Annotated in this window: 23 protein-coding genes and 1 pseudogene; 13 read left to right on the top strand and 11 right to left on the bottom strand. The window is 73.8% G+C overall.

Features of this window, described 5'->3' with window-relative positions; genetic code table 11:
• Positions 1-56 precede the first annotated feature (56 nt).
• Positions 57-608: a hypothetical protein gene (locus KKR89_RS01710; protein WP_214765657.1), complete on the bottom strand. Its 552-nt coding sequence runs from the start codon at positions 606-608 to the stop codon at positions 57-59.
• A gap of 295 nt (positions 609-903) precedes the next feature.
• Here KKR89_RS01710 and KKR89_RS01705 point away from each other — a divergent pair, with 295 nt between their 5' ends.
• The 6 genes and pseudogenes from KKR89_RS01705 to KKR89_RS01680 form a co-directional block, all read left to right on the top strand.
• Positions 904-1311 (top strand): ChaB family protein, encoded by a 408-nt coding sequence (locus KKR89_RS01705; protein WP_208196980.1) that lies wholly within the window; start codon positions 904-906, stop codon positions 1309-1311.
• A gap of 167 nt (positions 1312-1478) precedes the next feature.
• Positions 1479-2330 (top strand): SDR family oxidoreductase, encoded by an 852-nt coding sequence (locus KKR89_RS01700; protein WP_208196979.1) that lies wholly within the window; start codon positions 1479-1481, stop codon positions 2328-2330.
• 130 nt (positions 2331-2460) lie between these two features.
• Positions 2461-2913, top strand: coding sequence for a hypothetical protein (locus KKR89_RS01695; RefSeq protein ID WP_208196978.1), 453 nt, complete (start codon positions 2461-2463; stop codon positions 2911-2913).
• Positions 2903-3205 (top strand): transcriptional regulator, encoded by a 303-nt coding sequence (locus KKR89_RS01690; protein ID WP_208196977.1) that lies wholly within the window; start codon positions 2903-2905, stop codon positions 3203-3205. The genes KKR89_RS01695 and KKR89_RS01690 overlap by 11 nt, the downstream gene beginning before the upstream one ends.
• Positions 3206-3300: 95 nt before the next feature.
• Positions 3301-4038 carry an SDR family oxidoreductase gene (locus KKR89_RS01685; RefSeq protein WP_251140968.1) on the top strand — a complete coding sequence of 246 codons (738 nt, stop codon included), beginning with the start codon at positions 3301-3303 and terminating at the stop codon, positions 4036-4038.
• Between the two features lie 63 nt (positions 4039-4101).
• A pseudogene (locus KKR89_RS01680) lies at positions 4102-4335 on the top strand (ATP-binding cassette domain-containing protein); the annotation flags it as partial.
• A gap of 36 nt (positions 4336-4371) precedes the next feature.
• Here the strand turns inward: KKR89_RS01680 and KKR89_RS01675 are convergent.
• From KKR89_RS01675 to KKR89_RS01660, 4 genes are all read right to left on the bottom strand, one after another.
• Complete coding sequence (locus KKR89_RS01675; RefSeq protein ID WP_208196975.1) at positions 4372-5142, bottom strand: phosphatase PAP2 family protein; 771 nt, start codon at positions 5140-5142, stop codon at positions 4372-4374.
• A 61-nt stretch (positions 5143-5203) separates the two neighbouring features.
• The gene (locus KKR89_RS01670; RefSeq protein WP_208196974.1) at positions 5204-5944 is read right to left on the bottom strand and encodes a class I SAM-dependent methyltransferase; all 741 of its coding nucleotides are present in this window, start codon (positions 5942-5944) and stop codon (positions 5204-5206) included.
• Positions 5945-6040: 96 nt separating this feature from the next.
• Entirely contained in the window at positions 6041-6490 is a 450-nt protein-coding gene (locus tag KKR89_RS01665) for a MarR family winged helix-turn-helix transcriptional regulator (RefSeq protein ID WP_208196973.1), read from the bottom strand.
• A 184-nt stretch (positions 6491-6674) separates the two neighbouring features.
• Entirely contained in the window at positions 6675-7535 is an 861-nt protein-coding gene (locus KKR89_RS01660) for a carbon-nitrogen hydrolase family protein (protein WP_214765655.1), read from the bottom strand.
• A 251-nt stretch (positions 7536-7786) separates the two neighbouring features.
• Here KKR89_RS01660 and KKR89_RS01655 point away from each other — a divergent pair, with 251 nt between their 5' ends.
• The 3 genes from KKR89_RS01655 (at position 7787) to KKR89_RS01645 (ending at position 10386) form a co-directional block, all read left to right on the top strand.
• Positions 7787-8251, top strand: a complete 465-nt coding sequence (locus KKR89_RS01655) for a DUF3237 domain-containing protein (protein ID WP_208196971.1) — start codon at positions 7787-7789, stop codon at positions 8249-8251.
• 11 nt (positions 8252-8262) lie between these two features.
• On the top strand, positions 8263-9558 hold the full coding sequence (locus tag KKR89_RS01650; RefSeq protein WP_208196970.1) for a flavin-dependent oxidoreductase: 1296 nt from the start codon (positions 8263-8265) through the stop codon (positions 9556-9558).
• Positions 9559-9666: 108 nt separating this feature from the next.
• Entirely contained in the window at positions 9667-10386 is a 720-nt protein-coding gene (locus tag KKR89_RS01645) for a hypothetical protein (RefSeq protein WP_208196969.1), read from the top strand.
• A gap of 45 nt (positions 10387-10431) precedes the next feature.
• Here the strand turns inward: KKR89_RS01645 and KKR89_RS01640 are convergent, their stop codons facing one another.
• Both KKR89_RS01640 and KKR89_RS01635 read right to left on the bottom strand, forming a co-directional pair.
• Positions 10432-12318, bottom strand: coding sequence for an FtsX-like permease family protein (locus KKR89_RS01640; protein WP_243883143.1), 1887 nt, complete (start codon positions 12316-12318; stop codon positions 10432-10434).
• Positions 12319-12323: 5 nt separating this feature from the next.
• Complete coding sequence (locus tag KKR89_RS01635) at positions 12324-13073, bottom strand: ABC transporter ATP-binding protein (protein WP_208196967.1); 750 nt, start codon at positions 13071-13073, stop codon at positions 12324-12326.
• A gap of 206 nt (positions 13074-13279) precedes the next feature.
• On the opposite strand from KKR89_RS01635, the gene KKR89_RS01630 reads away from it, so the two are divergent.
• Complete coding sequence (locus KKR89_RS01630; protein WP_208196966.1) at positions 13280-15190, top strand: heavy metal translocating P-type ATPase; 1911 nt, start codon at positions 13280-13282, stop codon at positions 15188-15190.
• Here the strand turns inward: KKR89_RS01630 and bsh are convergent.
• On the bottom strand, positions 15156-16103 hold the full coding sequence (gene bsh, locus KKR89_RS01625) for a choloylglycine hydrolase (RefSeq protein ID WP_208196965.1): 948 nt from the start codon (positions 16101-16103) through the stop codon (positions 15156-15158). The two genes, KKR89_RS01630 and bsh, sit on opposite strands and share 35 nt — an antisense overlap.
• Before the next feature lie 253 nt (positions 16104-16356).
• On the opposite strand from bsh, the gene KKR89_RS01620 reads away from it, so the two are divergent.
• Together KKR89_RS01620 and pabB are read left to right on the top strand one after the other, a co-directional pair.
• Entirely contained in the window at positions 16357-20397 is a 4041-nt protein-coding gene (locus KKR89_RS01620) for a hybrid non-ribosomal peptide synthetase/SDR family oxidoreductase (RefSeq protein ID WP_208196964.1), read from the top strand.
• A 15-nt stretch (positions 20398-20412) separates the two neighbouring features.
• The gene (gene pabB / locus KKR89_RS01615) at positions 20413-22656 is read left to right on the top strand and encodes an aminodeoxychorismate synthase component I (protein ID WP_208196963.1); all 2244 of its coding nucleotides are present in this window, start codon (positions 20413-20415) and stop codon (positions 22654-22656) included.
• A 22-nt stretch (positions 22657-22678) separates the two neighbouring features.
• On the opposite strand, the gene KKR89_RS01610 is transcribed toward pabB, so the two are convergent.
• The 3 genes from KKR89_RS01610 to KKR89_RS01600 all read right to left on the bottom strand — a co-directional run bounded on the left by KKR89_RS01610 (position 22679) and on the right by KKR89_RS01600 (position 24883).
• Positions 22679-23548, bottom strand: coding sequence for an AraC family transcriptional regulator (locus KKR89_RS01610; protein ID WP_208196962.1), 870 nt, complete (start codon positions 23546-23548; stop codon positions 22679-22681).
• Between the two features lie 83 nt (positions 23549-23631).
• Positions 23632-24204 (bottom strand): nucleotidyl transferase AbiEii/AbiGii toxin family protein, encoded by a 573-nt coding sequence (locus tag KKR89_RS01605; RefSeq protein WP_208196961.1) that lies wholly within the window; start codon positions 24202-24204, stop codon positions 23632-23634.
• Positions 24205-24250: 46 nt separating this feature from the next.
• Entirely contained in the window at positions 24251-24883 is a 633-nt protein-coding gene (locus KKR89_RS01600; RefSeq protein WP_208196960.1) for a type IV toxin-antitoxin system AbiEi family antitoxin, read from the bottom strand.
• 137 nt (positions 24884-25020) lie between these two features.
• Between KKR89_RS01600 and KKR89_RS01595 the strand changes: the two genes are divergently transcribed.
• Entirely contained in the window at positions 25021-25884 is an 864-nt protein-coding gene (locus KKR89_RS01595; protein ID WP_208196959.1) for an aldo/keto reductase, read from the top strand.
• The last annotated feature ends 17 nt before the right edge of the window (positions 25885-25901 follow it).

Raw genomic sequence — 25901 nt, 5'->3', positions numbered from 1 at the left:
CCTGGCGTCCCGAACCCCACCCGCCGAGGGTGCAGCACCTGACGACCGGCCCCCGGTCATCTCGTCGACGTGGCCTCGGGACCCGCCGCGCGTCGCCGCACGACGGCCCACCGCGCCGCCAGGGCGGCCGTCGCGGCGGCGGCGGCGAGGGCTGACACCGCGTAGGTCTGCGTGAGGCCGGCACTGTCGTAGCCGGCTTGGCGGACGACCCCTGGTCGGGAGGTCGCGTAGTCGATCCTGATCGTGTCCCCGACGTCCGGGCCCGACCCGTCGTACTGCGTCAGGTCCGCCTCGTGCCGCTCCCCGCCGACCGTGAAGGTGACGACGTAGGAGCCCTCGCTGCCACGGCCCCCGGGGACGCGGTCGACGACGGTCGCCGTCGTGGTCCCGAAACCGTCGCCGAGGGCACCCTGCACGTCGGCCGCCGCCGTCCACCTGGCCGCGCAGACGACCACCAGCGCGGTGGTGAGAAGGGCCCACCCGAACAGGCGCGCGCCGGCTCCCTGCCAGGGACGCCGCGCCTCGGCGGCGAGCGCCCGCCGGCGCCGGACCTCGCGTTCGGCGTCCCGGCGGGCCTGCCACGCCGCAGCGTGCTCGTCGCACCGCACGGCCTGGTAGTCGGGCAGGCGGACACAGCATCCGCACGCACGGACGCTCCCGGGCGCCACGCGGTCGGACCCCACACGGCGGGGCCCCTCGGGGACGGGTGATGTCACGCGACCAGGATGCCCTCGCCGACTCGCCCGCACCCACGTCTTCGACGAGCACCTCGTGCCGGTCCGCCGAGACGCTCGTCGACACGGGTGCTGCGCCGCTCCAGCCGCGGAGCCCCGCGTGCGGGGTGCGGCGCACCGTCGCAGGATGGCCGGGAACAGAGCGGCCGCCGACGGGACGGGAGCGACCATGCCCAAGACGACGAGGAGCGGGACGCCGAAGCAGGAGGAGCTGCCCAGCACGCTGCAGCGGTCGGGCAGGAAGGCGCAGCGCACGTTCGCGAAGGCGCACGACGCGGCGGCCGACGAGTACGGCGACGCCGAGCGCGCCCACCGGGTGGCCTACGCGGCGCTCAAGCACACGCACGAGAAGGTCGGCGACCACTGGGAGCCGAAGGACGAGAACGGACCGTCCGACCCGCAGGCGGAGGGCGGCCGCGGCACGTCGCGCGAGACGGCCGAGGGGGTCGACGCCAACGCCTCCAAGAGCCACCTGTACGGCATCGCCAAGCGGCTCGGCATCTCCGGCCGCTCCACGATGGACAAGGACGCGCTGGTCGAGGCGATCAAGAAGGAGAACCGGCGCCGCAGCCGGTGAGTTCACCGTGAACGGCCCGACGAGGGCCGCACGCGGCGCTCCCCCGACCCGCTCACGGCGCCCGGCAGCCGACGCCTGACCGCCTGGCCCGACCGCGCTCGCGCACGGGTCGCACGCTCACCCCGATCCGCGCACCATGAGGAGAACCGACCTGACGGAGACTCCCCATGACCGCGCCACCCATCGGTGTCACCGGCGCGACCGGCCACATCGGCGGGCTCGTCGCGCGGCACCTCGACGCTGCCGGCCGCCCGCAGCGGCTGCTCGTGCGCTCGCCCGGCAGCCCGCGGCTGCGGGACCCGGCGTCGGTCACGGGCGTCCGGCGCGTCGACTACGCCGAGCACGACCTTTCGGTCGTCGCGCTGCGGGGCGTCTCCGTCCTGCTCATGGTGTCCGGGCACGAGAGCGCCACCCGTGCGGCGGACCACGCGACGTTCATCGACGCCGCGGCCGACGCGGGGGTCAAGCACGTCGTCTACACGTCGTTCGCCGCGGCCGCACCGGACGCGACGTTCACGCTCGCGCGCGACCACTACGCCACCGAGGAGCACCTGAAGGCCTCGGGCATGGCGTGGACGTTCCTGCGGGACACCTTCTACCTCGACCTCATGGCAGAGCTCGTCGGGCCGGACGGCGTCATCCGCGGGCCTGCCCGTGACGGGCGTTGCGCGTTCGTGGCGCGGGCGGACGTCGCGCGCGTCGCGGCCGCCGTGCTCATGGCGCCCGACGCGCACGCGGGCGCGACGTACGACCTGACCGGGCCGCAGGGGCTCTCGCTGTCCGACGTGGCCCGCGTCATCAGCGACGTCGACGGCCGTGACGTCACGTTCCACGACGAGACGGTCGAGGAGGCGTACGCCTCCCGGGCGCCCTACGAGGCGCCGCCGTGGCAGGTCGCGGCGTGGGTGAGCACCTACACCGCCATCGCGAGCGGAGTCATGGCGGAGCCCTCCGACGCGGTGGAACGACTCACGGGGGTCCCGCCGACGGACCTGGAGACCTTCCTCCGGGCCCGCTGAGCGGCACGTCCTCCTCCGGGCACGACCGGCGTGCACCGCCGCGCGTCGCGGCGACGCGCCGTCACCCTGGCGACGGACGCACGACGAAGTGAGTTGCCTGTACGGCAACACACAACGTAGCGTCACCGCCATGAGCGACGACCTCCTGGCCACCTCCACGCCGGACGCGCCCCTGACGGCGCTCGACGCCGACCGGGCCGCGCTCGCCCGGCGCGCACGCCGACCCGCCTGGCTGGCGCCGGCGCTCGGCGCCGTGACCGCCACGTGGGTCACCACGAGCCTCACCCCGCGCCCCGACGGCACGAGCCCCTCGTTCTTCCTGTTCGTCGTCGCGATGCTCCTCGTCCTCACGGCCACCCGGTCCACGGGCGTCAGGCTCCGCACGGTCGGCGCACGCGGCTGGGCCGCCTACCTGGGTCTCGTCGTGGTCGGCCTGCTGCTCTACAGCACGGCGCTCGCGCTGGTCTCGCTCGGCCTCGGGTGGTGGGTGGCGGTCCCGACGGTGCTGATGTTCGGTGCGACCGTCGCCGGCGTGCGCGCCGTGGACGACGCGGGGCGCCGGGCCCTGCACCGTGGCCGGTGAGCCGCAGCCGGACGAGATCGTCCACAACCTCGTCCGCCTGCGGATCTGCGGCCTGCTGCGACCCGTCGACGCACTGACGTTCTCGACTCTCGGCGAGACCCTCGGGCTGAGCAGGCCGACGCTCTCGAAGCACCTGCGGGTGCTGACCGACGCCGGCTACACGACGACGACCCGCTCCTCGTCCGACGAGCGCGACGACCGCCGGCAGATCGTCTGGGTGCGCCTGACGGGCGCGGGTCGACGTGCGTTCGACGAGCACGTCGCGGCCCTGCAGCGGATCACGTCACCCTGACCCGCCCGCCCGCCCCCACCGACGCGCGAGGGCAGCTCGACCCCGGTCCGGGCGCCGCCGCGCGCCACTCCCCCCGGGTGACTACCGTCGCGTGCATGACCCTCATGCAGCCCCGAGACCTGACCGGGACCGTCGTCGCCGTCACCGGCGCCTCCGCCGGCATCGGACGTGCCACCACCGAGGCCCTGGTCGCGGCGGGCGCCGACGTGGTCGTCGGCGCCCGCCGGCTCGAGCGCCTCACCGAGCTCGCCGAGCAGCTGGGCAGCGACCGCGTCGTGCCCGTGCAGATGGACGTCCGTGAGCCCGCCGACAACGCCCGCCTCGTCCAGGCAGCCCTGGACACCTGGGGCCGGCTGGACTCGGTGGTCGCCTGTACCGGCATCGGCTCCTACGGCTCGGTCCTCGACGGCAGCGACGACGACATCCGCACCATGGTCGACACCAACTTCACCGGCACGGTCTTCACGGTCCGCGCCGCGCTGCCGCCGATGCTCGCGGCAGGCGGGGGCGACATCGTCATCGTCGGGTCCGTCGCGGGCTTCCGTGGTGGCCCCGACGAGGCCGTGTACGCCGGGACGAAGCACGCCCAGCAGGGCTTCGCCGGGTCCATCGACCGGGAGCTGCGCAAGAAGGGCATCCGGGTGACGACGATCAACCCGGCCGGGGTCGAGACGGAGTTCGCGATCGGCAGGGGCCGCACCGAGGGCGACCCCTCGCTCGCGGACTACCTGCGCCCGGAGATGGTCGCCCACGCGATCGTCACGACGCTGCAGCAGCCGCGCGAGATGCGGACGCAGTTCTGGGCGATGTGGAGCATGGGCCAGGGCAGCTGAGGGGGCGCGCCGCTGGGGCCGCCGTCCTCGTGGCTCGTCAGTACCGGTAGACCGTCTCCGCCCGGCGGCATGCAGCAGCGCGTCGCGATCGCACGCGCCGCGGCCGACGAGCCCGAGATCCTCGTGCTGGACGAGCCGTTCGCGGCCGTCGACGCCCAGACCCGTGCCGACCTGGAGGACCTGGTCCGGCGGGTGTGGCAGGACCTGGGGGTGACCGTCCTGTTCGTCACGCACGACATCGACGAGTCGGTGTACCTGGGCGAGCGCGTGCTGATGCTCTCGTCGTCCCCGACCGTCGGGAGGGCGTCACCGCGACGTCATGAGCCGCACCACCTAGGTACCGGGCGACGCCTGCGTGAGCCCCGCTGGCGGCTGCGGGCTCCAACCGGGCTCCGGCTCGCTCGGTGGCAGGCCGCGCATCACGTGGATCCGGTCCACGACGGTGACGACGCCGAGCACGACGACGGCCAGACCGGCCGCCGCGACGACGTCCGTCAGGAAGTGGTAGCCGAGGTACAGGCGGCTGAGCGCGACCGCCGCGACGCCGACGACACCGACGACCAACCAGCCGACGACGACCCGGCGTGTGCGGTGCCGGCTCGCCACGAGGTACCCGGCGACCAGCAGGAAGGTCGCCGTCCCGATGGTGTGGCCGGACGGGAACGACCCGGTCGTCTCCGAGCCGGGGATGTACATGGTCTCCTCCGGCGGGCGAGGCCGGGCGACGAGGCCCTTGACGAGGAGCGAGAGCACCGTGGAGCCGATCATGGCGCCGGCGAGCAGGAGCGGCCGCCACCACTCGCGCCGGCGCAGGCCCCAGGCCACGCACGCGACCAGGATGATGACCGGCAGCACCGTCGGACCGGTGACGAACGTCAGCGCGGCGAGGACCGCGGTGACGACGTCGCTGCGGGCACCCACCAGCAGCTCCAGGACCGGCCGGTCCCACAGGGAGAAGTCGTCGCGCTCCTGGACCGCGTCGAACATGCCCCAGAAGACGAGCAGGCCCACCCCCACGAGCAGCACGCCGGGCAGGACCGCCCGGAGCAGTGGCTGGTCGGCGTACCACGCGAGCAGACGGCGCGGCGGATCTCCGGCTGGCATCCCGCCACGCTACCCGGGCTCCTCGCGGACGGCTCCGTGACGGCTTCCGCGCGCGGGCCGCCTACAGGTCCGACGTCACGAGACGGTAGCCGGCGTCGAGCTCGTCGAGGTCCAGCAGGTCGGCGTACGTCCTGGCCCACACGCCCGTCGCGATGTCGTTCTCGAGCCGATCCAGTCCTTGGCGGACCTCCGCGTCGCCGATTCGGCTCAGCACCGACATCCCCGCCCGGACCGACGGGTCCAGGTAGGCGGCCGGCCGCCTCCAGTAGGCGGCGGCGAACCCGTCGACGCAGTCGTGGGGCACGGGGACGGGCTCCACCTCGCACGGGCCGAGTGCCGCGACGAGACGCTCCATCGGGACGGCGTGCGCCCTGTCGTACTCGCGGGCCGCGGGGAGGTAGTCGCGCAGCAGCCAGAAGTCACGGGTCACGGTCTCGTCGAAGGTCAGGACCACGACGCGACGGCGTGCGACCCGTCTCAGCTCGGCGATCCCGCGCTCCAGGTCGGTCCAGTGGTGCACCGTGAGGACCGCCAGGGCCGCGTCCACCGCGTCGTCCACGAGGGGGATCGACTCGGCCACCGCGCACAGGGCCGGCGCGGACCCGGCGGGCCGCTGGTCGATCATCGTCCTGCTCGGCTCGATGGCGACGACGGTGGTCGGCGGCTCGTAGGACCCGGTGCCGGCGCCGACGTTCACGACGGTCGACACGTCCCCGAGAGCTCTGTGGATCTGCGCAGCGATGCGGGGGTCAGCCGCGCGGGTGGAGGTGTACGTCCGGCCGATCTCGTCGTAGATGACCATCCGCCGATCCTGCCAGGCGGTGCCCTGCCGCCGACGGACACGCGTCGATCCCGTCGTCGGCTCGGCAGAGGTGGGCGGTCCGACGCTCGCCTGCCGTCAGGAGACGGCCGGTGCGGCCGCACGCTCCTGCACCAGGATCTTGGTGAGCAGCCGTTGGAGCGTCTCGCGCTCCTGTCGCGTCAGCGCGGACGTCAGGACGTCGTCCACGCGGGTGGCCGCCGGGACGAGCTCGGCGAGCGCAGCGAGACCCTCGTCCGTGAGCCGCACGACGTTGCGTCGTCGGTCCGCCTCCGCCCGCACGCGCTCGATCAGCCCGCGGGCCTCCAGCCGTGCGCCGAGCCCGGCGACCGTCGACCGGTCGAGGTCGAGGTCGTCGCAGAGGTCACGCTGGCTGGCCTCCCCCCGGGTGTGCAGGACGTTGAGCACGCCGAACTGCACGTTCGTCAGGCGGGACCCCACCTCCTGCGCCCACGCGGCGAGGTGCGCCTGCTGCGCCCGGCGCACGAGGTAGCCCGTGTGGTGGGCGAGGTCGATCGGCTCGGTCACCGGGCCATGGTGGCAGCCGACGCACCCCCGAAGCGATCGCCGAGGCGCGAAAGAGGTCACGCATGTGCCCACTTCTCGTGATCGCGGCGCGAAGAAGTGCCCACATCCGCGGGCGCCGGGCTCAGAGCCAGCGTGGGGGGGCAGGGACCGGGGAGCCTGGGTTGCTGGTGGCGAGAGCGCCGCGTCAGAGTGCGGTCTTGACGCTGCTGCGAGGGTCGTCCACCAGGTACCCCCGGTAGAAGCTGCCGTCGTGAGCACTGCCTCGCCAGGGGCGAGCCAGGTCCAAGGCGATGTGGAACTGCGGGTCGTCGCGGTTCAGGTCGGCGTGGACGATCGCCTCGTCGCCGGCAGCCGCAGTCAGGGACGTGCCGTCGGGGCCGAACACCTCCGCGGGGACGAGCTGGCGCCTCTGTGCGACGGAGGAGACGGCGACCCAGTAGGTGTTGATGGCGGCCATTGCCTGCGCCTTGGTCCGGAAGATCGCATCGATCGGGTAGGCGGGGAGGAGCAGGCAGTCCACCCCGAGCGCGGCGTACTCGGTGAACACGTTCAGGAAGTTGATCTCCACGCACACCGCGATGCCGAAGCGGTACCCGTCCACCTCGAACGTCGTTGGATCGGTGCCGGGGGTGTAGTGGTGCAAGGTTTCAGCGGCGGAGCAGAAGCGCTTGTCGTAGCGGTCGATCACCCGACCGGTGTCGGAGATGACGTACATGCTGTTGTGGGGTCGGTGCGGTGGCGTCAGCGGGTGGCTAGAGCCGAGGACCACCCACAGGCCGAGCTCGCCTGCGAGCTCGGCCACGGCCTCTGTCTCCTCGTGAACCACCGACCAGTCCACGTCGGCGAGGTCGCTGACCTGCTCCTTGGCGTAGCCGGAGAGGTGTCCTTCGGGGAAGAGCACCAGGCGCGCTCCCTGGGCGGCCGCGGTGCGCATCAGCTGGCGGGTCACCGCGCCGTTGCGGCGCGGGTCGGGGCTGGCGGTCGGCTGGGTGACAGCGACGCGGAGAGTGCTCATGGCGGTCAGCCTGTCGCGCGGGTCCGACATCGCCGGGGACCGGGTGAGTCAGGACGGGGAGGCGAGCACGGGCACGACGTTCGACCCGGACTGGTTCAAAGACCGCCCTGTCGCCGTTGCCATGACGGTGAACACCGAGTGGGCGATGGACTTCTTCATCGCGGTCGGCACCAACGTTGCCACTGGGGCCGCTCCCGCTCGACCGGAGCTCGCGGATCTCCTTCTTCGGACCCGGCGGCCCGCCGGTAGGGTTCCGTGCACCCGACGCCCCGGAGGACACCGTGCTGGCACTGCCGCCACCCGACGTGGAGCCGTTCTGCACGCTCGAGGTCGAGCTCGCGCCGATCATGGACCTCGGCCTCGGCCGGTTCGCCCAGCGGCGCATCATCCCCATCGTCGGCGGGCGGGTCACCGGCAGGGTCAGCGGGACGATCCTGAACCTCGGCGCCGACTGGCAGTCGGTCACGCACGACGACGTGGCCGAGCTGCACGCGCGCTACGCCTTCGAGACGCCCGACGGCGCGATCGTCGAGATCGTCAACACCGGCTACCGCCACGGGCCGGCCGAGGTGATGCGACAGCTCGCGTCCGGCGCTCCCACGCCGCCGGAGTCGTACTACATGCGCTCGACGGCACGGCTCGAGAGCGGCCACCCGGACTACCGGTGGCTCAACCGGATGGTGTTCGTCGGCACGGGCGCGCGCGACGCGAGCACCGTGCAGATCGACCTCTACAGCGTGGGATGAGGACCTCGGACATGACGGAACCACGGGTGCTCGTCGCCGGCGGCGGGATCGGCGGGCTGGCCGTCGCACTGACGCTGCACCAGATCGGCGTGCCGTTCACGGTCCTGGAGGGCGCGCGCGAGCTGGCGCCGCTCGGGGTGGGCATCAACCTGCAGCCCAACGCCGTGCGCGAGCTCGACGACCTCGGGATCGGCCCCGACGTACTCGACACGATCGGCGTCCCCGCGCGCGAGTGGGCGCTGGTCGGGCGCAACGGCCACGACATCTACAGCGAGCCGCGCGGGCTCGACGCCGGGTACCGCTGGCCGCAGTACGCGCTGCACCGCGGCCGGCTGCAGCTGCTGCTCGCGCAGACGCTGCAGGACCGCGCCGGCGTCGACGCGATCCGGCTGGGTCACCGGGTGACCGGGTACGAGAAGAACGCCGACGGCTCGGTCACCGCGACTGGGCAGCACCCCGACGGGGCGCCGTGGCGCGAGGACGGGACGCTGCTGATCGGCGCCGACGGCATCCACTCGGCCGTCCGCGCGCAGATGCACCCCGACCAGCCGCCCATCCACTGGGGCGGCACGATGATGTGGCGCGGCACCACGCAGGCCGTGCCCGTGCGCACCGGCTCGTCGTTCGTGGGCCTCGGCTCCGCCCGGCACCGCGTCGTGGTCTACCCCATCTCCCCCGCCGACCCCGTCACGGGCCTGGCGACGGTCAACTGGATCGCCGAGCTCACGGTCGACGACACCGCCTGGCAGCGCAGCGGCTGGTTCCGGCAGGTCGGCGTCGAGGAGTTCGCGCACCACTTCGACGGCTGGACGTACGACTGGCTCGACGTGCCGGACCTGCTGGCGCGCGCCGAGGTCGTCTACGAGAACCCGATGATCGACCGCGACCCCGTCCCCACCTGGCGGGACGGCCCGGTCCTGCTCGTCGGGGACGCCGCGCACGCGATGTACCCGACGGGCTCCAACGGCGCGAGCCAGGCGATCATGGACGCGCGCCACCTGGGGGCCGCGATGGTGCGGCACGGCGTGGGCGCCGACGCGCTCGGCGCGTTCGACGCGCAGCTGTGCGGCCCGATCTCCCAGCTGGTCCTGCGCAACCGCGGGGCCGGGCCGTTCGGGCTCCTCGACCTCGTCGACGAGCGGTGCGGCGGGGACTTCGACGACATCGAGGACGTCGTCCCGGAGCCCGAGCGCACCGCGTTCATGGCCGGGTACAAGGCGGCCGCGGGCTTCGCGATCGAGCAGCTCAACTCGGCACCGCCGACGATCGCCCAGGGCGCGAGAGTGACGTCACCCGCCACGGCGTGACCCCGACGCCGGCGCACCGTCGCGCGTAGTCGCGCGTACGGGGGTCGCACCCCGGGATCGTGGTCGATTCGACCCCGGCACGCCCGCGCCGCCTGCGAACATGCACCCATGCGACCCGACCACCGCATGCGACCGCCCGCTCTCCGGGACGTCCCCGCTCTGAGCCGGCTGATGGCGACCGCTGTGCTCGCGCACTCCCCGCGTCGCAGCGGGCCGTTCGCACGGCGCGTCCTGGTCGCCTCGATCGCCGTGATGGTCGTCGTGCTGCCCGGGTGGTTCCACCGCGACCGGCGCGTGGTCGTCCAGCTCGCCCGGGTCGACGCCCGAGGGCAGCTTCAGATGGGTGTGCGCGCATGCACCGCCGGCGTCGTCGCCGGCGCCGCCAGCATCGGCGGCGCCTGGCTCTCCGGCGTCGCCCTCACCCTCGCCGGAGTGTTCCCCATGGCCTCGGACGCCGGCTTCGGTGCCGAGCTCGCCGTCTGGCTGTGGTTCTGGGTCGTGCTGCCCGCGCCCCTGGCCGTCATCCTGGTGCCGTGGTTCGTGCTCGCTGCGCACAAGGCGCTCATCGTGCGCATGCCGCCCGTCACCTGGTTCGTCGCCGGCCTGGCCGCCGAACCCGGCGAGCACGCGCTCCTCGCCGTGGCCGAGCTGGTGCGTGAGCGCGTCGCCCCGGGGCAGACCATCGGCACGCACGCGGCGGACGCGCGGCACGCGGTGGCCTACCGGCACTGGGGCCTCACGCCCGTCCAGCCCGACGCGCTCGTCCTGACCACCCGCGTGCCGCCCGTCCCGGACCCGACGGCGCCCGTGGGCACGGACGTGCGCTGAGCGGAGGCCTCGGCCCGCACCCAGCGCACGTCCCGTGCCGCGTGGCTATGCCACGGCCGTCGCCACCTGCGTCGTGCGGCGGGCCGCCAGTGCGGTCGCGACGAGCGCGAACACCACGACGGCCGCGCTGACGACGCCGTACGCCGGCACGTCCACCACGGGAGGCCCGTCGAGCACCCCCGCGCTCACGCCGATCAGTGCCGGGACGACCGCCACGGTCCCGACGACCCAGGCCGTCACGCCCGTGATCGCCGCCTCGACGCCTGTCATCGCCATGAGCTGGCGACGGGTGGTGCCCGTGCGGTGCAGCAGCGCGAGCTCGTCGCGCCGCGCGACCGTGGTCATGGCCAGCGTGCTGGCCGCCCCGACCGCGACGACCGCGAGCAGCAGCAGGAGCAGCGCCGTCCCGACCTCGTTCTCGTTGCCGGCCGCGCCCGTGGCGGTGCTGATGTGGGTCTGCGGGTCCGTCGCCGTCGCGCCCAGCGCGGTGATCGCCGCGGTCGTGCCGGACGCGTCCGCGCCGTCGGCGAGGTCGACCAGGAGGGTGTCGGCCACGACCGGCAGCCCGTGGGCCTCGGCCGTCGCCGGACCCGTGATGACCCCCGCGACGCCCATGCCGCGCGAGAACACCGCGACGACGGTCGCGTCGACCTCGTCACCCCCGAGGCGGAGCGTGAGCGTCTCCCCCAGCCCGGCACCCGACGTGAACGCCGTGTCGCTGCTGACGGCCACGGTGTCCGGGGCGTCGATGTCGGCGAGCGAGCCCGTGACGACGTCCGGGTCGAGCGCCGTGGTGCCGGCGGGGACGACCCGCAGCGTGGTGGCCTCCCAGGCCAGCGCGCCGCCCTCGCTGTCGGTGCGCACCTCCGCCGGGATCATGGCGAGCGGCACGGCGGCGGCGACGCCGGGCACCTCGGCGACCTGTGCGGTCAGGTCCGGCGCCGCGTCCTGCGTGGGCGTGACGACGAGGTCTGCGGCGACCGAGGCGACGAACTCCTGCTCGGTCGCGGTCGTCAGGGCCCGGTTCACGCTCGTCTGGATCGTCGCGGCGGAGACGACCAGGGCGAGCGGCACCACGACGGTGGTCAGGCGCCGCGAGAAGCCGCGGACGTTGCGCACGGCGAGCATCGTGGCGGGGCGACCACCGGCCGGGTGCATGCGTGCGACCCGGTCGAAGATCCAGCCGACGAGCACCGGACCGGCGAGTGCGGCCGCACCGACGAGCAGGAACGCCGACAGCGAGGCCATCGCGCTGCCGGTCACACCCGGGATCCACAGGGTCGAGAACGCCATGCCCAGGCCGCCGAGGGTCATGGCGAGCGCGGTCAGCCGGCGTCCCAGCCCGACCTGACGGTCCTCGACGGCGCTCTGCTGCAGCGCCGCGGTGGGGGCGGTGCGTGCGGCCTCGCGGGCGCCGAGCCGGCCCACGGGCACCGCGGTGACCGCGATGAGCGCGACGGCGACCAGCACGGGCAGCGGCGAGAGCGAGGACGTGAAGTCCGGCCCGACCATGCCGCTGCGCACGAGCACGGGGTCGAGCAGGCGTGCACCGAACAGGCCGGCGACGGCCCCCAGCGGCGCGGCGACCAGCGAGACGACCCCGACCTCGAGGGTGACGGCGCGCCGCACCTGCGACGGGGTCGCGCCGACGGCACGCAGCAGCGCGAACTCGCGGCGGCGGCTGCGCAGGGCGAGGCTGACGGTCGCCGCGACGACCATCACGACGACGACGATGAGCGTGCCGGCGTACGACGAGGCGAGGGACACGAGCAGCCCCCCGGAGGCGGCGTCCCCGGCGGACTGCAGGTGCATGCCCGACTCGAACAGGACACCGGTGACGGCGAGGACCGCCGCGGCGACGGCGAGGACGACGGCGGTGCCGACGAAGGCACCGCGGTGGGCGCGGACGCCCGAGGACGCGAGCTGCCACATGGTGCTCACCGACCCTTCGTGAGGAGGCGAGCGGTGACCTGCTCGGCGGTGGGGCGCTCGAGCTGGTCGACGACCAGCCCGTCCGCGAGGACGACGACACGCTCCGCGGCGGCGGCGACCCCCGCGTCGTGGGTCACGATGACGACGGTCTGCCCGAGCTCGCGGGCCGTGTCGCGCAGCGCCTGCAGCACGGCGACCCCGGTGCGGGAGTCGAGCGCGCCCGTCGGCTCGTCGGCGAAGACGACGGCCGGCCGCGTGACGAGCGCACGGGCGATCGCGACCCGCTGGGCCTGCCCGCCGGACAGCTCTCCCGGCAGCCGGTCCATGAGGTGCGGCACGCCGAGGAACTCCAGCAGCCGGGACTCCCACTCCTCGTCGACCTTGCGGCCCGCGAGCACGAGCGGCAGGCGGACGTTCTCGCGGGCCGTCAGGTGGCCGATGAGGTTGTACGCCTGGAAGACGAAGCCCACGTGCTCGCGACGGAACCGGGTGAGGTCGTCGGGTCGCAGCGTCGTGAGGTCGTGGCCGCCGACGACGACCGAGCCCCGGCTGGGGGTGTCGAGCCCCGCGGCGCAGTTGAGGAGGGTGGACTTGCCCGAGCCCGACTGCCCGACGATCGCGGTCACGGAGCCGGCGAGCAGCTCCAGCGACACGCCGCGCAGCGCGTGGACGGGCTCGCGGGCCGGGTAGGTCTTGTGGATGTCGACGAGGCGGACGGCGGTGCGCGTCGCCTCGGCCGTGGTCAGGGTGCTCATGGTGTGCTCCTGTGGTCGAGGGCTGTGGTGTCGCTCTCGAACCTAGGAATCAGCAGGGGTCCCCATCGAGCCTCCTGCGACGGGGCCCCGCGGGTTCCATCCTTCGATGCAGGGCTGGCCGGCGGCCGTCGTCACGGAGCTCCGACGCAGGTCAGGACTGCCTCTCCTTGCTTGTCGACGGCTGCGCGGCGGCGTACCACTGAGGTATGCGCACGTTCGTCGGGCGCGTCCTCGCCCACCCTCTCGTGCTCGCCACCCTCGCGGTCGCGGCGGTCGGCGGGCTGCTCGAGGCGACCGGTCCCGCCGGTGCGGCCCGCTGGGTCGTCTCCGCCTTCGCCGTCGTCGTCGCGCTCGTGCAGGCCCGCGGGATGGTCGACGACCTGCGTGCGGGCAACCACGGCATCGACCTGCTCGCGGTCACCGCCATCGTCTCGACCGTGGCCGTCGGCGAGTACTGGGCGGCACTGGTCGTGTGCCTCATGCTGACCGGCGGCGAGGCCCTCGAGGACTACGCCGCGGGCCGGGCGAAGCGCGAGCTGACCGGGCTGCTGCAGAACGCGCCCCGCACGGCGCACCGCCTCGGGCCCGACGGGCAGCCCACGGACGTCCCGGTCGAGGACGTCGTCGTCGGGGACCGGCTGCTGGTGCGCCCGTTCGAGGCGGTGCCCGTCGACGGCCTGCTGGAGTCCCCCGACGCGACCCTGGACGAGTCGTCGCTGACCGGGGAGTCGCTCCCGGTCGACCACGCCCGGGGCGACGCCCTGCTGTCGGGCTCGGTGAACGGTGGCGAGGCCATCGAGCTGCGGGCCACCGCGGCGGCGGCCGACTCCCAGTACCAGCGCATCGTCGCGCTCGTCCGTGAGGCGCAGGACTCGAAGGCGCCCTTCGTGCGGCTGGCCGACCGGGTGGCGGTGCCGTTCACGATCGGCGCCCTGGCGCTGGCCGTCGGTGCGTGGCTGGTGTCGGGCGACCCGTCGCGCATCGCCGAGGTCCTCGTCGTGGCCACGCCGTGCCCCCTGATCATCGCCGCCCCCGTGGCGTTCATGGCCGGCATGTCACGCTCCGCGCGGGCCGGGATCATCGTCAAGAGCAGCGGCACGCTGGAGCAGCTGGCCCGCGCGCGCACGGTCGCGTTCGACAAGACGGGCACGCTCACGCACGGAGAGCCACGCGTGACCGAGGTCCACGCCGAGGGCATGACGCCCGCGGAGCTGCTGGTGCTCGCCGCCGCCGTGGAGCAGTACTCGAGCCACCCCCTCGCCGACGCCGTCGTCGACCGCGCGCGCCAGGACGGCCTCGTCGTCCCGGCAGCCGAGGACGTCGTCGAGGTGCCCGCGCACGGGATGCGCGGCACGGTCGGCGGCCGGGTCGTCGTGGTCGGCAGCGCCCGCTACGTCGCGCGCGAGACGGGCGTCGCGCCGCCGCAGGCCGACGGCGCCACGGGCGTCCACGTGGCCGTCGACGGACGCCCCGCGGGCCACCTGACGCTCGCGGACGAGCTGCGCCCCGAGACCCGCGCGACCATGGCGGCCCTGCACCGTGCGGGCGTCGGGACCGTCATGATGCTGACCGGTGACGGCGCCCAGGTCGCGCGCCGTGTCGCGGCCGAGGCCGGCATCGACGACGTCCGCGCCGAGCTGCTGCCGCAGGACAAGGTCGACGCGATCCGCACCGCCCCCCGTCGTCCCGTGATGATGGTCGGCGACGGCGTCAACGACGCCCCGGTGCTCGCGGCGGCGGACGTCGGGATCGCGATGGGCGCGCGCGGGGCGAGCGCCGCGAGCGAGTCCGCGGACGTCGTCGTCACCGTCGACGACCTGTCCCGCGTGGCGCGCGCGGTGCAGATCGGCGACCGCACGCTGCGGGTCGCGTGGCAGGCCATCGGCATCGGCGTCGTGCTGTCGGTGGGCCTCATGCTCGTCGCCGCCGCGGGCGCGCTGCCCGCTCTCGCCGGCGCCTGGCTGCAGGAGGCCGTGGACCTCACGACGATCCTGTGGGCCCTGCTCGCCGTGCGCCCGAGCCGTTCCGAGCGCGCGGCGACGGCGCGGATGACGACCGACCTGGCGCGGTCGGCCACCGCCCCTAGGCGACCACCAGCTCCGACCCGTCGGGCTTGAGGTCCGCGAGCGCGACGCTCTGGATCGCCGGGTCGTCGTAGGTGTTCCAGTAGTACGTCGTCGCCCGGGACGAGAAGAGCCCGGTGTAGATGGTCTTCTCGAACTCGCCCGAGCCCATGGCGGCGCTGCCGTCGACCATGGCGACCTGCTGCAGCGTGTGGAACGCGCGGCTGACGTTGTCCTCCTCGGTGCTCTTGGTCGGGTAGTGGGCGTGGACGTACGCCGCACGGACGAACCGGGAGGGCGAGTAGTAGTCGCCCGGGATGCCGCGCATGTGCGACCCGGAGCCGAACGGCGTGAGGCTCGCCCGGCCGATCACGGTCTCCTCCGGGAAGTGCGGCGAGGTGTTGAGGTAGTTGCGCAGGTTCTCGTGGTGCCAGCCGAATCCCGGCTGGTTGGCGAGCACGTCGACGTCGTCGTCGAAGACGTGCATGCCGTCCGCCGTGTACTCGACGATGATCGCCCGGTTCGCGTCGCCGATGATCCAGTGCAGCAGCGAGCTCGGGAACTTCTCGTTGATCGGCTTGTCCACGATCGCGACCGTCTGCAGCGCGGCCTCGACCTCGTCGACGCTTCCGAACTGCGAGGCCACCCACAGCGGGAACTCGAAGGCGGCGACGTTGGTCGCGCCGTCGACGGGCCCGGTCGCGTACTGCGCGTAGCCGGGGAAGTTCAGGCCGGCCACCGCGAGCCCGGCGTCGTTCCCGCAGTCGAAGTACAGCGGGGTGTCCTCCTCGACGATGCCCATGCCGATGACCGCGTGCCGGATGGCCGGCACCGCACCGAAGGGTGACCTGGGTGAGTACCCGGTGGGCGTCGCCACCACCCGCTCCCCGTAGCCGCTGGTCCAGTCGAGGTTCCGTGCGAGGTAGAGGTGACCGCTACCGTCCGAGAACCTGATGCCTGTGCACATGTGGCGCCCCTGCCCCTCGGTGCCACGTCCGTCGGCGGCGCACGTCCCGGCCGCCTGCCGCAGGTTCCGCACCGATCTGTCGTGGTGGTGACCGGGGGATCCCCCGTCGTCTCCATCGTGCGCCCGGACGCGCGGCGGGGCACCTCGAGCCCGCGTGCGCGCCCCGACCTGCGCGTTTCGCGATTAGGGTCCCGGAACGGGATGATTCGGACATGGCCCGCCCGTGCGGGCTCCCCCGGTACAGGAGACACGCATGGCCGTTGACCAGAGTCTGCACGTCGCCACCGGCCTCGAGGCGCTCCCCGCGTCGACCGGTGGCGGCTCCCCGCTGTCGTGGTTCCAGGAGCGGCTGTGGGTCCACCACCGTCGCAACCCCGGGACGACGAGCTACAACCTGCCCCTGCTGCTCACCGTCCGGGGCGACCTGGACGTCTCCGCGCTCGAGCGGAGCGTGGACCTCGTCGTCGCCCGTCACGAGGTCCTGCGGACCACCTACGGCGAGACGGACGGGGGCGAGGCCCGGCAGTTCGTCGCACTGCCCGGGCACGTGCCGCTGCCGGTCGTCGACGTCGACCGCGTGACCCTGCTCGAGGAGCTCGACCGGTTCCTCGAGCACCGCTTCGACCTGCACCGGGGGCCGGTCGTGGTCGCCCGGCTGCTGCGGCTCGCGAGCGACCGCCACCTGCTGCTGCTCAACGTGCACCACATCGCCGCCGACGCCTGGTCCCTCAAGGCCGTCCTGCTGGGCGAGCTCCACCGCGCCTACGGGGCCCTGTGCCGCGGCGAGGAGCCGGACCTGCCGCCGCTGACGGTCCAGTACCGGGACTTCGCCCGCACGCAGCGCACGGCCGACGTGACGGACGAGCTGGAGTACTGGCGCGCGACCCTCGACGGCTACGAGGACAGCCTCGAGCTGCCCACCGTGCGCGCGCGGCAGCCGCGGTCGGGCACGACGAGCGGCACGGTCGTGCACCGCTACCCCGTCGAGCTGTCCCGGGCGCTCGAGCGCCTGTCCCGCCGGCACGGATGCACGCTGTTCATGACCCTGCTCGCGGGGCTGGGCGTCACGCTCAGCCGCTACACCGGCAGGGACGACCTGTGCATCGGCACCACGACGTCCGACCGTCCGGACGTCGCGCTGGAGCCGCTCATCGGGTTCTTCGTCAACATCCTGCCGCTGCGTGTGCGCATCGACGAGCAGGCCACCGTCGCGGCCCTGCTCGAGGCCGTGCGCGCCCAGGTGCTGGGGGCGTTCGAGCGGCCCGTGCCCTTCGAGCGGATCCTGCAGGCCACCGACGTCGCGCGACGCGGCAGCGCCAACCCGCTGGTGCCCGTCGTCATGCGGCACCAGAACTTCCCCCGCACGTCGCTCGAGACGCCCCTGCCCGGTGGCGTGACGTTCCGCGGCTTCCCCGAGCCCGACGAGGCCGACGAGGACCTGCTGACGCTGCTCGCCCAGGAGCACGTCCCCGCCCGGTGCGAGATCGAGATGTCGTACGCGGGCGACGGCGACGGGCTCGAGGTCGAGGTGGTCCACGCGTCGGACCTGTACGACCGGGAGGCCGTCGAGCGGCTCCTGGCCCACCACCAGCGCGTCCTCGAGGGCATGGTCGCCGACGCCGACGCGCGCGTCGTGGACCTGCCGCTGCTGCGCGACGCCGACGTGGCCGAGCTCGTGGGGCGCTCCGACGGCGCAGCGGTCACCGAGGCGCCCGCGTGGACGTTCGTCGAGCGGTTCGACGCGCAGGTGGAGCGGACGCCGGACGCCGTGGCGTGCCGGGACCGGCACGGGACGTGGTCCTACCGGGACGTCGCACGGCGGGCGCAGGGGGTCGCGCACGCGCTCACGGCGCGAGGCACCGCACCGGGCGAGCTCGTCGCCGTCTGCCTGCCGCGCGGCGGCGACCTGCTCGCCACCCTGCTGGGCGTCTGGAAGGCGGGCGCCGCGTACGTACCGCTCGACCCGGCTTACCCGGCGTCCTACCTGCAGCAGATCCTCGCCGACGCGCGCCCCGGTGCCGTCGTCTCGGACGCGCCGCACCGCGGCCTGCTCGGCGTCGACGACACACGGTGCGTGCTGATCGACGAGGTCGGCGACGCGGACCCGGCCGCCACGGCGCCGTGGGAGCGCATCCACCCGGACGCGCTCGCCTACGTCATGTACACCTCCGGGTCCACGGGGACGCCCAAGGGCGTCCGCGTGCCGCACCGCCAGCTCGTCAACTGGCTGACCTCGCTGGAGCGCAGCCTGCCGTTCGCACCCGGTGAGGTCGTGGCGCAGAAGACGACGGCCGCGTTCGCGGTCGGGGTCAAGGAGCTGTTCGCGGGCCTGCTCAACGGGTGCCCCCAGGTGGTCCTCGACGACGCGACCGTGCGCGACACGGCGGCCTTCGCCGACGCGCTGGCCGAGCACCACGTCAGCCGTCTCAACATCGTCCCGTCGCACCTCGCGGGCCTCCTGGAGCACCTCGCGTCGAGCGGCGCGCGGCTGCCCGCGATGCGGGTCGTCGTCACGGCGGGCGAGCCGCTGACCCGGGCGCAGGTGCTCGCCTTCCGGGACCTCGTGCCCGGTGCGCGACTGGTCAACAACTACGGGTGCACCGAGCTCAACGACGTGACCTACCACGACACGTCGGGCGACGACGGTCGCAGCGAGTTCGTCCCCATCGGCACCCCCATCGCCAACACCCGCCTCTACGTGCTCGACCGCCACGGCCGCCTGGTCCCCGACGGCGTCCCCGGCGAGCTGCACGTGGCCTCCGTCGGCGTGCCCGACGGCTACCACGGCCTCGACGCCCTGACCGCCGAGCGCTTCGTGCCGAACCCGTTCGGCACCGAGCCGAGCGACCGGCTCTACAACACCGGCGACGTCGTGCGGTACCTGCCCGACGGGACGCTGGACTTCATCGGCCGCTGGGACTTCCAGGTCAAGGTCCGCGGCTCGCGCCTCGACGTGCGTCACGTCGAGGAGGTGATGAGCGGCTTCGAGGGCATCCGGGCCCGGGCCGTCGTGGGGCGCGGCGACCGGCTGGTGGCGTTCTTCACGTGCCTGCCCGGACGGGCCGTGGACGTCGCGGCGCTGCGCTCCTTCCTGCAGGCGCGACTGCCCGACTTCATGGTGCCCGACGCGTTCGTCCTGCTCGACGCGATGCCGCAGCTGCCGAACGGCAAGCTCGACCGGCGCGCGCTGCGCGAGACGCAGGGCGAGCTGCAGCAGAGCGGCGCCTACGAGGCGCCGGCCACCGCGACCGAGCGCACGCTCGCGGGCATCTGGGGCCTGGTCGTCAACGTGCCCGCCGCACGCATCGGGCGCCGGACGCACTTCTTCGAGATCGGCGGGCACTCGCTGGCGGCGATGCGGGTCCTGGCCCGCATCAAGGACGCGTTCGGGGTCGCGCTCGGCCTCTCCGAGGTGTTCGACGCACCGCGCCTCGACGCGCTCGCCGCGGTGGTCGACCGCGAGATCGCCCGCCTGCCCGCGGGCGTGCGCGGCGCGTCGTCCCGCCGGGCCGCGCGCGTGCCGCGTTCGCGCACGTCCGGCAGCGGGCTGCTCCACGACAAGGTCGTGCTGGTCACCGGCGGCAGCCGCGGCATCGGGCTCGCCACGGCGCTGCTGCTGGCGGAGCAGGGCGCCACGGTGGCCGTCAACTACCGGGACAGCGAGGCGCAGGCCCGGCACGTCAAGGACCTCATCGAGACGGACGGCGGGACGGCGGAGATCTTCGGGGCGGACGTCACGCACCCCGACTCCGTCGCCGCGATGGTCGCCGCGGTGCACGAGCGGTTCGAGCGCATCGACGTGCTGGTGACCAACGCGCACATGCACTTCCGGCACGCGCCGTTCCTCGGGTACGACTGGGCGGACCTGGAGCGCAAGGTCGCCGACGAGCTCAAGGCCGTGTTCCACCCGTGCCAGGCGGTCGCACCGGAGATGGTCCGGCGCGGGAGCGGCAGCATCATCGCGGTGTCGAGCACGCTGTCCAAGCGCAGCAACGAGGGGTTCCTCGCGCAGAGCACCGCGAAGGCGGCGGTCGACGCGTTCATGCGCTCGCTCGCCACCGAGCTCGGTCCGCACGGTGTGCGTGCCAACACGGTCGCGCCGGGGCTGACGCTGACGGACGCCGCGATGCCCATGGCGCCCCACGTCAAGGAGTCCGTCGCGGAGCGTTCCCCGATGCGCCGCAACGGCCTGCCGGAGGACATGGCCGGTGCCGTCGTGTTCCTGGCGAGCGACCTGTCCCGGTTCATGACCGGCACGTACCTGCCTGTCGACGGCGGCTTCACCACGCTGTAGCACCGAGGAGCCATCATGACTGCCGTGACCGACCGCCCGCCGTCCCCGCTCCGCACGGTGACGGGCCTCCACCGCGAGCCCGTGGACCTCGACGAGCCTTTCGTGGACGTGGTGCGGCGCTTCGCGCACCTGCCCGGGACGGTGGCCCTGCTCAGCGGGGGCGAGCAGGACAGCGCGCGGTACGACGTCCTCGGCGTCGACCCGTGGCTCACGCTCACCGGGCACCGCGAGCGGACCACGCTCGTCGACGGCTCGCGACGGACCGAGCTCGACCAGGACCCGTTCACGGCGCTGCGCGGGGTGCTCGACCGCGTGCACGTCCCCGCGCAGGCAGGGCTGCCGCTGGCCGGCGGCCTGCTCGGCTACCTCGCGTACGACCTGAAGGACTGCCTCGAGGTCCTGCCGCGCACGAGCGTCGACGACCTCGGGCTGCCGCTCCTGCACCTCGTCGCGCCGAGCGTGCTGCTGGTCCGGGACCGCGTCGCCGGCACCACGACGCTGGTCGTGATGCACCTGGAGGACGACGACGCGGACGCGGTCGACGGCCGCGTGGCGCGCTTCACCGCGGCGCTGCGTGCCCCGGCGCCCCCCGCCGGGACGGTGGCGGCGACGGGCCCGCTCACGTCGACGCTCTCGCGCGAGCAGTACCTCGCGTCCGTCGAGGCGATCCGCGCGTACATCGTCGAGGGCGACGTCTACCAGGTGAACATGTCGCAGCGCTTCACGGCGCCCGTCACCGGCGACCCCTTCGACTGCTTCGCCGCCATGTTCGCCGCCAACCCGGCGCCGTTCTTCTCCTACGTCAACGCCGGGGACCACCAGATCGTCTCGACCTCCCCGGAGCGCTTCCTCCGGCTGCGCGACGGCGAGGTGGAGACGCGCCCGATCAAGGGCACGCGACCGCGCGGCGCGACGCCGGCGCAGGACGCGGCGCTGCGCACCGAGCTGCGCGAGAGCCCCAAGGAGGACGCCGAGCTGTCGATGATCGTCGACCTGCTGCGCAACGACGTCGCCCGCGTGTGCCGGCCGGGCTCGGTGCGCGTGACGGAGCACAAGCGCCTCGAGACGTACGAGAACGTGCACCACCTGGTCTCGACCGTGACGGGCGAGCTGCGGCCCGGGGCGGACGCCGTCGACCTGCTGCGTGCGACGTTCCCGGGCGGCTCGATCACCGGCTGCCCGAAGATCCGCGCGATGGGGGTCATCGACGAGCTCGAGCCGGTCCGCCGGCACGTGTACACGGGCAGCATCGGGTACGTCGGGTTCGACGGCACGATGGACCTGTCGATCGCGATCCGCACGGCGACGTTCACCGGCGGCCGCGCCGTGTTCTCGGTGGGTGGCGGCATCGTCATCGACTCCGAGCCCGCGAGCGAGTACGAGGAGACGCTGCACAAGGGGCGCACGCTCATGGCGGCGCTGCGGGCGGACGTCACCGTCGAGGACCGACGCACGGTCTGGCACGACGGCCGGTTCGTCCCCGCGGCCGCGGCGTCGGTGCCGTTCGACAGCGAGGGTCTGGCGTACGGCCACGGGTTCTTCGAGACGCTGCGCGTCCAGGGCGGCCGGCCGGTCCTCCTGGCAGCCCACGTCGAGCGCTTCGAGCGCACGTGGCGCGCGCTGTTCGGCGGGTCACCGCCGGACGTCACGTGGGCCGACGTCGTCGCACGGCTGGTCGAGCGCAACGGGCTCGCGCGCACCACCGCCGTCGTCAAGCTGGTCGCCGCCGCCGGCAACGCGCCCGGTGCGCCGCCGGCCCCGACCCTGTTCGCGTCCGCCCGGCCGTACACCCCGCGCCCGGCGCTGAGTCTGCACGGCGGCCTGCGCCTGCGGACGTACCCGCACCGGCGGCACACGCACCTCGCCGACCACAAGACGCTCAACCACCTGCACTACCGCCTCGCGGGCGCCTGGGCGCAGCAGCACGACGCCGACGAGGCCGTGATCCTCAACGCCGACGCCACGGTGTCCGAGACGAGCACGGCGAGCCTGTGCGGCGTCTACGGCACGACGGTCCGGTTCCCGGCGTCCGAGCACGCGCTGCCGGGCACGACGGCCGGCGAGGTCCGCCGGCTCCTGCCGGCCCGCGGGTTCGTCGTCGAGGACCGACGCCTCACGGTCGCGGACCTCCAGGCGGCCGACCAGGTGCTGGTCATGAACGCGCTGATGGGCGTGGTGCCGGCGGTCAGCCTGGACGGCACGCCGCTCGACCGCGATCCCGCGCTGAGCGACGCGCTGAACGCGGCCGTCCTCGGCTGACGCGCCGGCACCCTGCCGTCCCTCAGTCGGCCTCCACCGGCAGCCACAGCTCGACGGTCGCGGTGCTGAGGTCGTCGGCGCGCTCGAGCACCGCGACGACCGACGGCCCGGGGCGCAGCCGCCAGGGGTTCGACGGGAACCACTCGGTCGCGGTCGACGCCCACAGGCCCTGCAGGGTCTGCGGGTAGGGACCGGCGGCCCGGAAGACGGCCCACGTGCCCGCGGCGACGGGCAGCAGGTCGAGGTCGGCGGGGACCTCGACGGCGTCCGTGACGGCGACCCCGTGCAGGTAGGTCAGCTCGGTGCCCTCGCGCGCGTCGGGGTCGACGTCGTCGCTCACGGCAAGCAGACCGCGCGGCTCGGTGTCGCCGAGCGCCTTGAGACGCACGTGCTCGCCCGGGTCGAGCGACTCGACGTGCCGCTGGATGGCGGCGTTGACGCCGCGGTGCTGCAGCGGCACGCGTGCGGCGTGCCCGACGAGCCGGAAGCCGGGGCGGTAGGTGAGGCGGACGTCCATGGGGTGTGCTCCTTCGACGGTCAGGCGGAACCTGAGGCGTGGCTGGGTGCGGAAGGGGCCACCGTCGCGCCGGGCCTGCGCGGGTGCGATGCCGTGGACGGACCGGAACGCCCGGCCGAGGGCCTCCGTGGAGCCGTACCCGTACCGCACCGCGAGGCCCAGCAGGTCGTCCGAGCCGCCGACGAGGTCGGCCGCGGCGAGCGTCATGCGCCGCCGCCGCACGTACTCCGACAGCGGCATCCCGGCCAGCGACGAGAACATCCGACGCAGGTGGTACTCGGTCGTGCCCAGGGTCGCCGCGAGCGCGACGACGTCGAGGTCCTCGGTCAGGTCGTCCTCGACGAGGTCGACGAGCCGGTTGAGCCAGGCGATCACGGTGCTCCCTTCCGCGCTCGAGCCTGCCGGGGTCACCGGGCCGACGGCCCGATCGTCACTGCCCGATCCGGTCGGGTGACTGCTCAGCGCAGGTCGGCGCCAGAGACCGGGACACTGCTGCGCCGGCTCTGGGGCCGGCTCAGCCAAGCGGTCTCCGGGCTGTGGTCAGGCGCGTACCCGCCTTGGATCGCACGGAGCTCGTCCAGCGCGCGGCCGACCGACTCGATGGCTTCGACGGGCGTGGCCCGCAGACGGCACTGGTGGCCCAGCGCGTCCTCCCACACGGAATCGGTCGGGGGGTGCGAGAACACGAAGCTCTCGAACGGACGACCACTCTGGCCCCAACGGCGGTAGACGTCGATGGCGTCGGCGGTGATCATCCCGGCCTGGCTCATCGCCCACAGGTCGTACAGGTCTCGCGGGGTACGTCGGTCCACCCACGCGCTGAGCTTCATCGCCACGGCCGCTGGGGACGTCGGGACGTTGAGGACCGCCGCCGGGGCATCGGAGTAGCGCTGCAGGATCGCGCGTTCCTCGTGGGGCCAGGAGGCCCGGTTGGCGGTGTCGACGAGCTGGAACTTGATCGTGACGTCCTCGCCGGCGTTGAGGTAGATCGACTCGGTGTCCGCCGCGGTGCGCGGGTCCTCGTCCCACACCAGCGGGCCGAACTGCTCACCCAGGTCAGCTCGGCGTCGGCCAGGCTCAAGGCTCGACCTCACCGCGGAGGGCACGCAGCGTGACCATGGCCTTCTTGCCGCCGTGCCGGGTGCCGGCGATCTTCTCGACCTTGCCCCAGTCGGCCTTGCGCGCGAGTCCGCGCATCGCCTCTCGGACGTCAGCGGGGTCGGCGGTGCGCTCCAGCGCGAGGTCGACGAGCGTCTGCTCGGGGGTCGTGACGAGCATGGTGCCGAGCTCGGTCCTCATCGGCTGGACGTCAAGGTCGTCCAGGTCGCGGCGCACGAAGTCCACGACGCCGTGCTCGCGGTCGGCGAGCCTCACCGGAGCGTGGCGACGCTCGACCGCCAGCTCGGCCCGGGCACGGGCACGGGGGACCACCCGGTGCAGCCGCGCGGCGGCCAGCCCCATGAGAACAGCGCGTCGGTCGCCGAACATGGCGGTGCCGACTGCGCCTGCAGCTGCCTCGAACGCTGGGCGCCACCGCTGGGGGTCGTAGGCGTCGTCCGGCACGGCGACGTACACGCCATGGGCGATCTTGCGCACCTTGCCCGCCGCGGCCCGCTGGCGCAGCACCGCGCGAGGGTTGACGAAGACCCCGTCCAGGTCGGCAGGGCGCACGGCACGCATCGGGCGTGCCGCGATCTGGACGTTGGCCATGTCGGGCACCTCCTCGCCGTCTGCTGTACCGGAATAGTAGCCCGGCAGGCTACTTTTTCGACAGAGTCCGAGCTTCGGCGGGTGCGCTTCTCCTCCTCCCGCGTGCGCTCGGGCCCGCGGCGCAGTGGGATGGACCCATGCAGACACGACACATCGCCGACGTCCCGGTCAGCGCGATCGGCCTCGGCGGCATGCCCATGTCCATCGAGGGCCGCCCGGACCGGGCACGTTCGATCGCCACCATCCACGCCGCGCTCGACGCGGGCGTCACGCTGATCGACACCGCGGACGCCTACCACCTGCACGCCGACGAGGTCGGCCACAACGAGGAGCTCATCGCCGAGGCGCTGCGCACGTGGGGCGGCGACACCTCGTCCGTCCTCGTCGCCACCAAGGGCGGTCACCTGCGCCCCGGCGACGGGTCCTGGACGCTCAACGGCCGGCCCGAGTACCTGAAGAAGGCGGCGCAGGAGTCGGCGCGCCGGCTCGGGGTCGAGGCGATCGGCCTCTACCAGTTCCACCGCCCCGACCCCGAGGTGCCGTACGAGGAGTCGGTCGGGGCGCTCGTCGAGCTGCTCGACGCCGGCACGATCCGCCTCGCGGGCGTCTCCAACGCGAACCCGGAGCAGATCCGGCTCGCGCAGGACGTGCTGGGCGGGCGGCTCGCGTCCGTGCAGAACCAGTACTCCCCCGCGTTCCGGTCCTCGCAGGCGGAGCTCGACCTGTGCGCCGAGCTCGGGATCGCGTTCCTGCCGTGGAGCCCGCTGGGCGGCATCGGCAAGGCGGGCGGGCTGGGCGACGCGTTCGCGCCGTTCGCGCAGGTCGCGGACGCGCACGGCGTCAGCCCGCAGCAGGTGGCCCTCGCGTGGGAGCTCGCGCAGGCCGACGTCGTCGTCCCGATCCCCGGTGCGTCCCGCCCCGCGTCGATCCAGGACTCCGTCCTGGCGGCCGACCTCGAGCTGAGCGGCGAGGAGCTCGAGCGTCTCGACGCGACCGCCTGACGACGCTGCGGCCCGGT

Origin of the sequence: Cellulomonas dongxiuzhuiae (assembly GCF_018623035.1) — a bacterium.
In the GTDB taxonomy this organism is placed as follows: Bacteria; Actinomycetota; Actinomycetes; order Actinomycetales; family Cellulomonadaceae; genus Cellulomonas; species Cellulomonas dongxiuzhuiae.
Note: the sequence above shows the minus strand (reverse complement) of the source record. Positions and strands in the feature narration are given on the sequence as shown.

What these genes read in the sequence shown, in the direction of transcription:
- KKR89_RS01630 (WP_208196966.1), top strand. Translation starts at nt 13,280, where the DNA reads ATGCGCACGTTCGTCGGGCGCGTCCTCGCCCACCCTCTCGTGCTCGCC.
- KKR89_RS01685 (WP_251140968.1), top strand. Translation starts at nt 3,301, where the DNA reads ATGACCCTCATGCAGCCCCGAGACCTGACCGGGACCGTCGTCGCCGTC.
- KKR89_RS01675 (WP_208196975.1), bottom strand. Translation starts at nt 5,142, where the DNA reads ATGCCAGCCGGAGATCCGCCGCGCCGTCTGCTCGCGTGGTACGCCGAC.
- pabB (WP_208196963.1), top strand. Translation starts at nt 20,413, where the DNA reads ATGACTGCCGTGACCGACCGCCCGCCGTCCCCGCTCCGCACGGTGACG.
- KKR89_RS01700 (WP_208196979.1), top strand. Translation starts at nt 1,479, where the DNA reads ATGACCGCGCCACCCATCGGTGTCACCGGCGCGACCGGCCACATCGGC.
- KKR89_RS01600 (WP_208196960.1), bottom strand. Translation starts at nt 24,883, where the DNA reads ATGGCCAACGTCCAGATCGCGGCACGCCCGATGCGTGCCGTGCGCCCT.
- KKR89_RS01670 (WP_208196974.1), bottom strand. Translation starts at nt 5,944, where the DNA reads ATGGTCATCTACGACGAGATCGGCCGGACGTACACCTCCACCCGCGCG.
- KKR89_RS01695 (WP_208196978.1), top strand. Translation starts at nt 2,461, where the DNA reads ATGAGCGACGACCTCCTGGCCACCTCCACGCCGGACGCGCCCCTGACG.
- KKR89_RS01640 (WP_243883143.1), bottom strand. Translation starts at nt 12,318, where the DNA reads ATGTGGCAGCTCGCGTCCTCGGGCGTCCGCGCCCACCGCGGTGCCTTC.
- KKR89_RS01705 (WP_208196980.1), top strand. Translation starts at nt 904, where the DNA reads ATGCCCAAGACGACGAGGAGCGGGACGCCGAAGCAGGAGGAGCTGCCC.
- KKR89_RS01620 (WP_208196964.1), top strand. Translation starts at nt 16,357, where the DNA reads ATGGCCGTTGACCAGAGTCTGCACGTCGCCACCGGCCTCGAGGCGCTC.
- bsh (WP_208196965.1), bottom strand. Translation starts at nt 16,103, where the DNA reads ATGTGCACAGGCATCAGGTTCTCGGACGGTAGCGGTCACCTCTACCTC.
- KKR89_RS01635 (WP_208196967.1), bottom strand. Translation starts at nt 13,073, where the DNA reads ATGAGCACCCTGACCACGGCCGAGGCGACGCGCACCGCCGTCCGCCTC.
- KKR89_RS01645 (WP_208196969.1), top strand. Translation starts at nt 9,667, where the DNA reads ATGCGACCCGACCACCGCATGCGACCGCCCGCTCTCCGGGACGTCCCC.
- KKR89_RS01595 (WP_208196959.1), top strand. Translation starts at nt 25,021, where the DNA reads ATGCAGACACGACACATCGCCGACGTCCCGGTCAGCGCGATCGGCCTC.
- KKR89_RS01660 (WP_214765655.1), bottom strand. Translation starts at nt 7,535, where the DNA reads ATGTCGGACCCGCGCGACAGGCTGACCGCCATGAGCACTCTCCGCGTC.
- KKR89_RS01650 (WP_208196970.1), top strand. Translation starts at nt 8,263, where the DNA reads ATGACGGAACCACGGGTGCTCGTCGCCGGCGGCGGGATCGGCGGGCTG.